Source organism: Gemmatimonadota bacterium (genome assembly GCA_026705765.1).
In the GTDB taxonomy this organism is placed as follows: domain Bacteria; phylum Latescibacterota; class UBA2968; order UBA2968; family UBA2968; genus VXRD01.
In genome coordinates this window covers 18,939-29,705 of the sequence record JAPPAB010000037.1, presented here as the reverse complement: position 1 = coordinate 29,705, position 10,767 = coordinate 18,939, and the positions used below count along the sequence as shown (strand labels likewise).

12 protein-coding genes are annotated in these 10,767 nt (G+C 50.9%); 5 read left to right on the top strand and 7 right to left on the bottom strand.

The window, feature by feature from the left end; all coding sequences use genetic code 11:
• Window positions 1-132 precede the first annotated feature (132 nt).
• A complete protein-coding gene (locus tag OXH16_04815; protein MCY3680695.1) occupies window positions 133-519 on the bottom strand; it encodes a hypothetical protein in 387 nt (128 codons plus the stop codon).
• 342 nt (window positions 520-861) lie between these two features.
• On the opposite strand from OXH16_04815, the gene OXH16_04810 reads away from it, so the two are divergent.
• From OXH16_04810 to OXH16_04790, 5 genes are all read left to right on the top strand, one after another.
• On the top strand, window positions 862-1,200 hold the full coding sequence (locus tag OXH16_04810) for a nucleotidyltransferase domain-containing protein (protein MCY3680694.1): 339 nt from the start codon (window positions 862-864) through the stop codon (window positions 1,198-1,200).
• Window positions 1,201-1,402: 202 nt separating this feature from the next.
• Window positions 1,403-1,750, top strand: a complete 348-nt coding sequence (locus OXH16_04805) for a hypothetical protein (GenBank protein MCY3680693.1) — start codon at window positions 1,403-1,405, stop codon at window positions 1,748-1,750.
• Window positions 1,751-1,770: 20 nt separating this feature from the next.
• Window positions 1,771-2,688 carry a hypothetical protein gene (locus tag OXH16_04800; GenBank protein MCY3680692.1) on the top strand — a complete coding sequence of 306 codons (918 nt, stop codon included), beginning with the start codon at window positions 1,771-1,773 and terminating at the stop codon, window positions 2,686-2,688.
• Window positions 2,689-3,201: 513 nt separating this feature from the next.
• Complete coding sequence (locus OXH16_04795; protein MCY3680691.1) at window positions 3,202-3,765, top strand: RNA polymerase sigma factor; 564 nt, start codon at window positions 3,202-3,204, stop codon at window positions 3,763-3,765.
• Window positions 3,766-3,778: 13 nt separating this feature from the next.
• A complete protein-coding gene (locus OXH16_04790; GenBank protein MCY3680690.1) occupies window positions 3,779-4,171 on the top strand; it encodes a cupin domain-containing protein in 393 nt (130 codons plus the stop codon).
• Window positions 4,172-4,272: 101 nt separating this feature from the next.
• Here the strand turns inward: OXH16_04790 and OXH16_04785 are convergent, their stop codons facing one another.
• The 6 genes from OXH16_04785 to OXH16_04760 form a co-directional block, all read right to left on the bottom strand.
• The gene (locus tag OXH16_04785; GenBank protein ID MCY3680689.1) at window positions 4,273-6,039 is read right to left on the bottom strand and encodes a Rieske (2Fe-2S) protein; all 1,767 of its coding nucleotides are present in this window, start codon (window positions 6,037-6,039) and stop codon (window positions 4,273-4,275) included.
• Window positions 6,040-6,153: 114 nt separating this feature from the next.
• Window positions 6,154-6,585, bottom strand: coding sequence for an L-fucose mutarotase (fucU, locus tag OXH16_04780; protein ID MCY3680688.1), 432 nt, complete (start codon window positions 6,583-6,585; stop codon window positions 6,154-6,156).
• An 18-nt stretch (window positions 6,586-6,603) separates the two neighbouring features.
• Complete coding sequence (locus OXH16_04775; protein ID MCY3680687.1) at window positions 6,604-7,341, bottom strand: phytanoyl-CoA dioxygenase family protein; 738 nt, start codon at window positions 7,339-7,341, stop codon at window positions 6,604-6,606.
• Between the two features lie 9 nt (window positions 7,342-7,350).
• Window positions 7,351-8,538: a mandelate racemase/muconate lactonizing enzyme family protein gene (locus OXH16_04770; protein ID MCY3680686.1), complete on the bottom strand. Its 1,188-nt coding sequence runs from the start codon at window positions 8,536-8,538 to the stop codon at window positions 7,351-7,353.
• Window positions 8,539-8,549: 11 nt separating this feature from the next.
• Window positions 8,550-9,293, bottom strand: coding sequence for a phytanoyl-CoA dioxygenase family protein (locus OXH16_04765; GenBank protein MCY3680685.1), 744 nt, complete (start codon window positions 9,291-9,293; stop codon window positions 8,550-8,552).
• Window positions 9,294-9,389: 96 nt separating this feature from the next.
• Window positions 9,390-10,550: a hypothetical protein gene (locus tag OXH16_04760; GenBank protein MCY3680684.1), complete on the bottom strand. Its 1,161-nt coding sequence runs from the start codon at window positions 10,548-10,550 to the stop codon at window positions 9,390-9,392.
• Window positions 10,551-10,767: the final 217 nt, after the last annotated feature.

The following is a 10,767-nucleotide window of genomic DNA, read 5'->3' as shown; positions in this document are numbered from 1 at the left end:
AGTGGGTCTCCTTTCTTACTACTCATAAGGTACCCACCGAAACGGGTCAAGTCCACATCCGGGCAAGGGCTTTGTGTCAACAAGCCTAAAGTCTCGCCATACCCCCAATGGTGGTGTCAACCACCGGGGGAATCATGTGGCAGGGACAAGCCCACAGGCTTTAGACGTGGGTGGTTGACTGTCTGTTACGATAGTCTGTTCGATGAGTTCTAGTTTCAATTCCCGGTTAGTCAGCCACTCCCAGCGACCAACATTTGCCGGATGGGGATGCGGATACACATCATCAGGATCAATCTCATCTAAAACAACATAGAGATAACCTGGCGTGGCGCCGTTATGCTTCAGCCTGAGCTTGTCAGATAGAGACACACCTTCGTCAGACAAAGAGACAAGAGAAGGGCGGTGAGAGAACGCCTTAGCCACATTTCTGTATTGTGTGATCGAACTACCGATACGAAGTTTCGTCAGCTTTTGCTGAGAGCCATGGTACCACGTAAGACTGTAGTCGCAATCTGGCATCAGTAACCCCAAACTTTTCAAAAAAGCAAGCTGTCCGCTAACTACGTTATTCACGCACCAGTTAAGTTATACCATCAATATACAGGCACTACGCGAAAGTGTGCAAATGCGTTTTCGGACGAGGAATTTGTGAATAGGCTCGGGGTAGGATCACGCTTTTGGCTTTCCGCATTGAGACATTTTGAAGAGATTAAATTTTGCATATAATTATCGTTATACGCAAAAACGCCATTGCAAGTCCCTGTTTTTTCAAGTAAATTGCAAATAGGCATTTATCATTATATTCAAAAAACGGAGAGGGTAATTCACCCGGTTCGACAGCGCATTTTAGGAAATACTCAGATGAATGCGAAAGAACAAAAAATAACAGAATCGCTTTTGGATGAGATCGCAAACAAAATTGTTGAACACTTTCATCCAGATCAGATTATCCTCTTTGGCTCTCAGGCTTATGGCGAGCCAAAGACCGATAGCGATTTAGATTTGCTCGTTATTATGGATACAGATTTGCGTCCAACAGCGCGAAGTGCCGCAATTGCTCGCATTTGTCGTCCAAAATACGTTGCAATGGATATTGTTGTGCGTACACCTGAAGAAATTCAAACCCATCTGCAAAACTTTGATCCCTTTCTCGAGGAAATATTCAAACTTGGACGCACCCTCTACAAATCCGCCGGGTGATATACAAGCGTGGGTCTATAAAGCAGAAGAAGACTATCGCACTGCTACGACAATGGTGTTGAATCTCGGAGATGCCTGATATCCTGCTCTATTGAACAAATTGGCGCATTGCGAACGTATCTGTTCTACCAGTCGTATCCACCTGAGCAAATTCCGCAGACAGTGTCTGCAGAATCAGAACCCAGACAGGAGGATTAACACTATGATGCTGAATACATCAACAGTAGAGATTGATGAAAGTGGTATATCCATAAGCAAAATAGACAATATTGTTACTGTCAGAGGATCATTACAGAACCACCACGCTGAAAAGGTTAAAGCCATATTTTCCATTGTCGTATTCTTAGCGGATGTGCGCATAGCCGATAAGGGTGACAGAAATTTTTCTTTTGGCAGAAACGACATTCTTCATGAATTTTATCTTTCAGAAGAACTTGATGCACAAGAGCACAAATCATTTGAATCTATCCCTTATGAAATTACTGAATCGGACGCCGACAACGCCATGCTTGCGTATTATACCACAATGCTTGCGGTCTCTGAGTTATGATTGGAACGAAGGATTTCGTCATGATACGAACGCAATGGTTGCTCTTGATCTATACTGCAATCTCTCTAAACAGTATATTTGCAGAAGAACACGCGAAGAACGCACCATCCTCCCTCATGTCCCGATTGGCAATTCCCGATTCCACTCAAATTCAGGTACTTGAAACAACCGATGGATCGACAAATATCGGACGCATTGTGGAGATTGGTACTGAAGAGATTGCATTTAGGACAGACCTGGGCATTATCCACATCCCCATTTCAAAAATCAAACACATTGAAACAGTGTCTGCCGACTTAATACGAAAGGGAGAATTCTGGTTCCCAAATCCCAATATAACACGCCTATTCTTTGCACCTACGGCGCGTATGCTAAAACAGGGCAAAGGTTATTTTGCTGATTATTATCTCTTTTTTCCGGGCTTTGCTTATGGGATCACAGATCGCTTTACTCTGGGAGGTGGACTCTCCATCTTTCCCACCGTGGATATAAATGATCAATTATTTTTTCTTGCACCAAAATTCGGATTAGTACAGCAAAAAACTTTCTCTTTTGCCGCAGGCGCACTTCTCGTGCGTATTCCCAATTATGAGGATGATGCCTCTCAAGATGACCCTGAAGTTGCGGGCATATTGTATGGTGTAACAACATTTGGGCAACCCGATGCCAGCCTGACTGCAGGGCTTGGTTATGGTTTTGTAGAGGGAGACCTCGCAGATCGCCCTATGGTAATGATCGGGGCAGAGAAGCGCTTGACGCGACGGACGGCATTTGTCACAGAAAACTGGATCTTTCCCGGTGTAGAAGACATCCTGGTCTCTTATGGAATACGGTTTTTTGGCAAACGATTAAGCGTAGATCTGGGACTGATCAATACAATAGGAGAAGGCACAATCTTTCCCGGCATTCCGTATATTGATTTTGTCGTCCAGTTTTGATTACGCACTTTTTGCCGTACCCCGTGACGTACAATCTTCACCTATCCGGTCTAATATACAGGCTGGGACGGCACGAGGGACGGCCCCTACGATGACATTGTGATCGTCCGCTGACCGCCGCCCCGCCTCATTTTCCAAAAAATAATTTTTTTGTATGGTACAGATTTTTTCTTGCACAAAAAAACAGAACGGGCTATATTGTCCAATCCCAAAAACAAAAGCCCTCTGCTTGTAGGAGACAACTACCTGAAATTACATATCTTTAGGTAAAAATAGATGGTCTATTCACACTGCCATTATCCCTCCAGGAGGCGGCGATTATGCCCTGGAGGCTAAAATTTTGCCAACCCCTGAGTGGGGTTTTTGGTGCCTATACCCTACGTGCCCGACATCGAGGTAGATTCGATGTCGGGTTTTTTGTTGCCCTCCGGGGACCACCCCAGACACCCATCGGTGCAGAACACAGTAGATGATGAAAAAAACAACATGACCTCACGACACAAGAGGAGTATAATGGCACCGAACGAAGAACAGACAATGGTACTCAAAGCGCGGATGGGTGACGGGATCGCATTTGGCAAACTGTACAAAGCAAACGTAGCCCGAATTTATGCAATTGTAGCCAGCCACACAAAAAACAAGGACGACATCGAAGACCTGGTTCAAATCGCATTTATAAAAGCATACCAGGGACTCCATCGCTTTCGCGGCGACGCGGCATTCTCAACCTGGCTGACCCGCATAGCCATGAACGTATGCCTCTCGCACTGCGAATCGCAATCCGTGCGGCGCAAATGGGCAACCTATTTTCACACGCCAGAAGGCATGCAAAAAATCGCCCCCTCCTGCACACAAAACCCGGAAACTGCCCTGCACACACGAGAAAGCCAACACCTCGTACGCAAAAGCATACAAACACTGCCACAACAATATCGCGAAGCCATGCGCCTGCGCTATATTGAGGATTACTCGTATGCCGAAATCGAAAAAGCAATGCAAGTACCCATAGGCACAGTAAAAACCTGGCTATATCGCGGAAGAGTCCTGCTTCGAAAAACCATTGAACAAGAAATGTAAATCGGAGAACACCATGACCGAATTCAGCACAAAACACCTGCCCCAAAAACCCGACGTCACCGCACCCGACGGATCCGACGTCCGCATACTCCTCGAACTCAAAAGCGGCGGCATGGCCCACTTTGAACTCGCCCCGGAAAAAACATCCATCGCCGTTGCCCACCGCACCGTCGAAGAAATTTGGTACATCATCAGCGGACAGGGCGAAATGTGGCGCAAACAGGGCAACCGCGAAGAAATCGCCACCCTCGCCCCCGGCGTAACCCTCACCATACCGCAAGGCACCCACTTCCAATTTCGCGCCCACAACAGCGAACCACTCTGCGCCATCGCCATCACCATGCCCCCGTGGCCGGGACCTGAGGAAGCCTATCGCGTACAGGGAAAATGGGAACCGAATACATAAAAAAGCCTGCACCATTCGCTGGTACAGGCTTTTGCAATACCTGTCTGTGTGATCTGGAATCATCTATCCCGCCACGGGCGGGCACGAGACCCGCCCCTACATCAAACTTCCTCATCCGGATCCTCAGCCGAAAGATCCTCTCCCCTGTGCAGTCGAAGTGCCAAATTCGCCGTCTGTCTCAACGCGCGCGCCGTTGGCGCATGCGCTGCCAGATACCGCGCCGCGCCCACCAGCGTAATCCGTGCGCGTTCCTCATCCAACTCCTCTGCCTGGCTAAACGCCGACTCCAGCATCTGGAACGAATGAAACTCGGCATCTTCTCGCAGCAACACATGGCCCAACCGCTCGCACAAAGCACCGCGCGGATGCCCCAGCGACAAATACCGATACGCAATCCGTCCCGCCTCATCCACCTGCGCCTGAGTATCCAGCAAATCCACAAAAGAATCCAGCAACTCATCCGCATCCTCTGACAACTGCTGGGTCGCGCGCTGATCCTGCGGCAAACGGGCTGCCGGCTTATTAAACCACCGATCAAAATACAACGCCATTGCACCGTGAAAAATCCCCCGCGCCAGATCCAGAGACGGCGCGCGCTTTGCACATTGATGCAGCGCATTGGCCGCCGAATGCGTATGCAACACCGCGATCCAATCGGCAAACTCATTCTTAACGTGAAACCGCGCAATCCGCAAAGCCGCTGCATAAGTCAGCGTCTGCGTCAACTGCGTCAGCGTCGCCCCCCCGGCAAATGCCGCCTTCAACCCATCCACAATCGCGTGCGGATCATCGCCTGACAAAACCGCCGTCAAAGCATCCGCATCATCCCACGTCTTCCCCTCGCCCTCGCGAACCAGATCCTCAAGCTCATCAAACGCATCGTGTAACAACGTCACCAGATCAACGGGACTGCGCCACCGATTGAGCTCTTCACTCCGCTGTGAACCCGAAAGCACACCCACCAGCGAAGGCAAAATCTCATCGGCCTTGTCCCATCCAATGCGCTCGAGCACCTCAAAACCCTTATTGATAAAATCCAGCACATGCCCGCCATCGCGATAAAAGTGATCCGTCGCTGCAGCCACCAGCATATCGCACATCTCCGAAGGCGTTGCCCCCATCTGAATCGCCGTCAACAACGCGCGTTCCGCACCATCGGCATTTCGCACCTCAATCAAATAGCGGAACCACGCCTTAATCCGCTCCAGCGTCAGATCCTCTGTCTCCAGAGGCGTAAAAACAATCCTCGGCGCTGCATTACTCGTCTCGCTCGCCACATGCAACAACCCCTGATACAGCGCCAGAACCTGATCCCCGGGCGACAGCTTTGGCACCACATTCGCCATACACGTCAAAATCGTCAACCCCGGACCCCATCCCTGGCGCCGCCTCAGCGCCCCATACCGCGCGCCAATCTCTGCAATCTCATCGCCATCGACCCGCTGACCCCGAAGCGCGATCACCGACTTGGCAATCACCAGATTGATATTCTGCTCCAAACTCTCGCTCAACCGCCGCTTCCAATGCCCCACCGGATCGGGATGCGTCGCATGCACATTCACATAAATCTCACCATCCTGCACATCCACCGGATAACTCCGAACATCATCGGCAAACGGATCAAACGTACACCCGCTAACCAGATCAAACCGCGCGTGATGCCAGTGGCAAATAATCAACCCATTGTGAATCGACCCCTCACTCAGCGGATACCCCATATGCGGGCACCGGTTATCCACCGCCCGGATCTCGCCATCCGACTTTGCCAGCGCAATCGCATGGCCCTCCACATTCACCGCCATAATCCCACCCTCGGGAATATCTTCCACACGCGCGCAGGGCACATAATCAAGTGTCGTCACAGCCATGGTATGCCTCCTTTTGATTGGAATGAACTAATCTCACCCCAAAAATACGCCATCTGAAATCCCAAAACACCGTCCCCAGGGACAAAAACAACCTGTCCTTTCGGACAGGTCATCCTACACCGGCGTCACACCCTTCTTCAAAATAACATTGCCATATTTTGCCGTCTCCCCAGTCATAACAACCGCAAAAGCATCTCTCGCCTGTTCGTAAAACGCAAAACGCTCAACGCGCGCGATAGGGGGTGTATCTGGCCATACCCTGTCAATAACAGCCCGGTAAGACGCCTCAACCGCGGGATCGAGCGCATCGCCCGGCACCGCATCCATCATAAAAACCGGACTATCCACATACGTATCCAGCACAAACAGCGGCAAAATCGCCTCGAGCAACGCCCCAACCCCCAGACCATCTGCCCGCAGCGTATTGGCATTCACCGAATGCCCGGGAAAATGCGCATCTGCCAGAACAATCTCATCTCCGTGTCCCATGCGATAAATCGTAGCCAACAACTCGGGACTGAACAATGGGGATATACCAACGAGCATAGTGAACTCCTGTTCCAATTACCGAAAATGCGCATCCGCCGCGTGGGCTGATCTAAGCCCCTTGCTCATCCGCATCAATTGCCTTTGTCTCTCCGTAAGCCCATCAAACCACGCAGGCGGAAAACCATCGTGGGGATCCACCTGGAACATACACATCCGTTTGCGATAATGACCGAACAGCGCATGGCGATTCGTCGTCCCCGTATTCGCGCCGCCCGCATGCCATATTTGACCGTTAATAACAATAACACTACCCGCAGATCCCTCGGGTTGTGCGATATGCTTGACAGACACGTCCTCTGGCGGAACAACCAACCCGCTCTTATGCGACCCCGGCACCACGCGCGTACCGCCATTTATCGGTGAAAAATCATCCAGCATCCAGATCGTATTCATCATAACTGGCGAACTGAAATTCAGCATCTCCAGCGGAATATCACTGTGCAAACCCTGGTCTGGATCGCCCGGGCGCACAATCCGGGCATTGAGACTACCCAGAATAAGCGACCTCTCGAGATAGTGCTCGAGCAACGGCAGAATCCGCGGATGATCAATAGTCTTGTGAAAAACGCGATCCAGCACCGGCAAATTGGCGACATGCCGAGCCGAACCCCGATGTCCGGACTCCGTACCAACCGCCTTTTCACAGCGCATAAGCACCTCGCGCATCTCACCTGCTTCATCAGTCGTCAAAACATCTTCAACAACCGTGAAGCCATACACATCGAGTTCAAACAAGTGTTGTTGATTATTCATATTGTCCTCCTACCAATTCGCATTCCCCTTATCCCAGGGATGCGCTTTGAGCACCTCTTCAACCATCTCCGTACCCCAACCCGGACCTGAGGGAATCGTCAAATACCCATTTTCAATACGTGGCACATTCGTCACCATCTCTTCGCGCCAGGGCACATCGTCAACATCGATCTCCATAATACGCACATTGGGCAAAACCGCGCACAGACTCGCACTAATACACGTCGAAAGATGGCTATAATAATTGTGCGGCGCAACATTGAGTTGATACGCCTCGGCCAAATCCCCCACCTTCTTCGACTGCGCAAACCCATTCCACGGCACATCGATCATAAACACATCCGCAGACCGCGCCTGGAAATAGGGAATAAACTCGCGCATATAAAACAAATTCTCACCCGTACAAATTTTAGTACGCGTCGCATCCTTAATCTGCCGAATCGCATCTGGCTCGTACATATCGATCTCCAACCACAGCAAATCAAATTGCTCCAGCACCTGGGCAATACGCATACACGACTCGGGTTTAAAATTAAAATTCAGATCCAGATTAATATCGACATCCGGACCCACAGCATCTCGAAACGTACCAATAAGCGTCTCAATATGCCGGAGAATCTGCCGCGAAACCACGCCATCCGTCGTCCCCGGTTCGCCGCCAAAACCCCCAAAATACACACTGGCCGGATCCCCCGGTACCACAATATTCGTCTTCAGCGCCGTATATCCCTTCTCCACAACCTCCCGCCCCAGCGCGGCAATATCATCCATCGTGCGAAGCGGTGGCGTATTGAGCAAATCGTAATGGCGAGCACGCGAAGTACCGCAATGCGACCAGTAAACCCGAACCTGCTCCCGCGTTGGACCCCCAAAAAGCTCCACAACAGAAACACCGAGCGCACGCGCCTTAATATCAATAAGCGCGAGTTCAACACCCGCAATCGCCTTCGCCGCAATACCCCCCGGACTCTGCCGCGTCCCCCGCAACATATCCCAAAAACGCATCTCATAAGCGCGCGGATCCTTACCGACGAGCAAAGGCGTCAAATCGCGCACCGTCCCCGTAACCCCATACGGACTGCGCCCATCGCTACACTCCCCCCAGCCGCTAATACCCTCATCGGTATCCACCCGAACAAAAATCCACGGGCGCCAACCCGCATCCACAATAAACGTCTCAATATTGGTAATCTTCATATAATAATTCCTTATAACGGCGGTTGTGTAACGCGATTAAACCCCATCGTATCTTCCCCGTGAATAACCGGAAGCCCGTGATCTTCGGAATCGTACCTGAGAACATGCACAATCGGAGGAATCGCGCGCACCGCCAGACCAATGCGACGCAAATCCGAGAAATTGGCTTTCGAATGATGCAACGTGCGCTCATTAAAAAGGATAAACTCGCCCGGCTGCATCTCCAGATCGACCAGTTGCTCCGGATCGTAATACCCCGCATCGGCCATCTCCTGAAACTGCACATCGGGCGTAGCTTTAACATGGGGAATAATTTTGCGATGTGATCCGGGAATAAGCTGCAAATTCCCATTCTCCTTAGTCGAAGCATCCACCGCAATCCACGCCGAAACAATAATCGGCGGCTCGAGCGGCCAATAATTGAAATCCTGATGCCAGGGAATCGCCTTCGTACCCTTGTACTTGATAAAAAAATTCGTGCGCCACAACAACAAATCCGCCCCGTACAGAGCCACCATCCGGTTGAGAATCTCGGGATGCGTTGACAAATCGTAAACCACCCGACTATCCAGATGCCGGTTGTGAATGCGATTCTTACCATTCGGCGGATCTGTCTCCAGCACCTCTTCAATCGCCGGACGAAGCTCCGCCATCTCCGCCTCAGAACACAGCGAATACGGACCCAGAAAGCCCCGCGTGCGAAAATGCAGCATTTCCTCTTCCGTCAGTACAGCAGGTGCTTCAGCTATAGCCATCGTAATTCTCCTTTTATCTTCTGCGAATCTATGAATCTATGATAGCAGTTGGGAGGTTGGGAGGGGTTCGTCTATTCGTTGATTCGTCTATTCGTTTTACACAATATCCCCAACCTCAATCCGATACATCTGCCGTCCATCGCCCATATGTGGCGAATCAATCACCACAAACTGCCCATCGGGACTAAAGCGCGGATGCAAATCACAGCGCCACTCGCCCGTATAAGGCTCCGGCGACGGGAAAACACCCAGATCGACGCGCTTACCAGTCGCAACGTGATAAAGATACGGAACTTGATTCCGATGCCCCTGTGACGGATAGGTATCATTGAGAATCCACTCATTGCCCGGCAAATACGTACAGTGACCATTAACCGTCATAACCCCATCACCAACCACCTCTGGCTCTGCCTCGGAAAGATCCCGATAGAGATAAAACTTATTCCCGTGTGACGGGTGATACGCCCACCCGAGAATCGTCTCTGCATCGCGCCAGATAAAATGCGACATCTTGCCGTAATCATCGACCACATGCAAATTTGACCCATCGGCACTTGCCGTCATCATCCGCGTATCAAAGCCACCCTCTCCAAATCGCCAACGGTGCAAAAAAATGAACCGCGACCCATCCGTATTAAACAGCAAATGATTAAAATAATGCCGCGCCCCGGAAATATCGCCATGCGGGTACGGAATCGCAGCAACCTCGGCAATCGCAACAACAAGCCTTGACTCACCCGTCTCCAGATCCACAGAATAAACACCCACATCATCGGGTGCGCGCACATCGCGATTGGGATCGGGAATCCCCGCATACCCATACCCGGGCCGCATGTGATTAATCCGACGAAAATCCGCACCAATAGCGGTCTTCCCATCGGGCGAAATCGTATAAATCGCCTGCGGAAGCGTCCGAACAGCCCCCGTTTTCACATTGTAAATCCGCGAAACAAATACATCCCCCTCGCGATCATTAAAAATAACCTCCGTATCCGAATTGGGAATCCACTGCAACATACACCCCTGTTGCCAGCACCAGGCCCGCGTGCGCCCGAACTCAGACCACGTATCCCCATCCTCCATATCAATAATACCCAGCCCGACCGTATCATCCGCAAAGGGCGACCGGTGTTCAAAATCCACTTCCATACCGAGCGCGTATCGGCCTGAAGGGTCTATTTGCCACTTGTCGTAATAACCAAACCAGTGGAACTCAGGTCCCCGAGTAATCGCGCGAATGGGGGGATAATCAGACATGTGATAATCCTTTATAATAATGGACAGCCCGCGGGCGACCACAGGGGGTCGCCCCTACAAACAAACCGTCATCGTAGGGGACGGCCCCTGTGCCGTCTCAGTCCCTAAATTATGTCCCCAAATACATTCTCGCAACCCTAAGAAACAGTGCTGAATTTAGCCTGTGGTAAAATAGTCGATAGACCATTGACTTTTTGCTGTGATAGCATATCTTGTT

Excerpts from the sequence above, each read along its gene's own strand:
- OXH16_04795 (MCY3680691.1), top strand. The coding sequence starts at position 3,202 with ATGGCACCGAACGAAGAACAGACAATGGTACTCAAAGCGCGGATGGGT.
- OXH16_04810 (MCY3680694.1), top strand. The coding sequence starts at position 862 with ATGAATGCGAAAGAACAAAAAATAACAGAATCGCTTTTGGATGAGATC.
- OXH16_04800 (MCY3680692.1), top strand. The coding sequence starts at position 1,771 with ATGATACGAACGCAATGGTTGCTCTTGATCTATACTGCAATCTCTCTA.
- OXH16_04770 (MCY3680686.1), bottom strand. The coding sequence starts at position 8,538 with ATGAAGATTACCAATATTGAGACGTTTATTGTGGATGCGGGTTGGCGC.
- OXH16_04775 (MCY3680687.1), bottom strand. The coding sequence starts at position 7,341 with ATGAATAATCAACAACACTTGTTTGAACTCGATGTGTATGGCTTCACG.
- OXH16_04790 (MCY3680690.1), top strand. The coding sequence starts at position 3,779 with ATGACCGAATTCAGCACAAAACACCTGCCCCAAAAACCCGACGTCACC.
- fucU (MCY3680688.1), bottom strand. The coding sequence starts at position 6,585 with ATGCTCGTTGGTATATCCCCATTGTTCAGTCCCGAGTTGTTGGCTACG.
- OXH16_04765 (MCY3680685.1), bottom strand. The coding sequence starts at position 9,293 with ATGGCTATAGCTGAAGCACCTGCTGTACTGACGGAAGAGGAAATGCTG.
- OXH16_04815 (MCY3680695.1), bottom strand. The coding sequence starts at position 519 with ATGCCAGATTGCGACTACAGTCTTACGTGGTACCATGGCTCTCAGCAA.
- OXH16_04760 (MCY3680684.1), bottom strand. The coding sequence starts at position 10,550 with ATGTCTGATTATCCCCCCATTCGCGCGATTACTCGGGGACCTGAGTTC.
- OXH16_04785 (MCY3680689.1), bottom strand. The coding sequence starts at position 6,039 with ATGGCTGTGACGACACTTGATTATGTGCCCTGCGCGCGTGTGGAAGAT.
- OXH16_04805 (MCY3680693.1), top strand. The coding sequence starts at position 1,403 with ATGATGCTGAATACATCAACAGTAGAGATTGATGAAAGTGGTATATCC.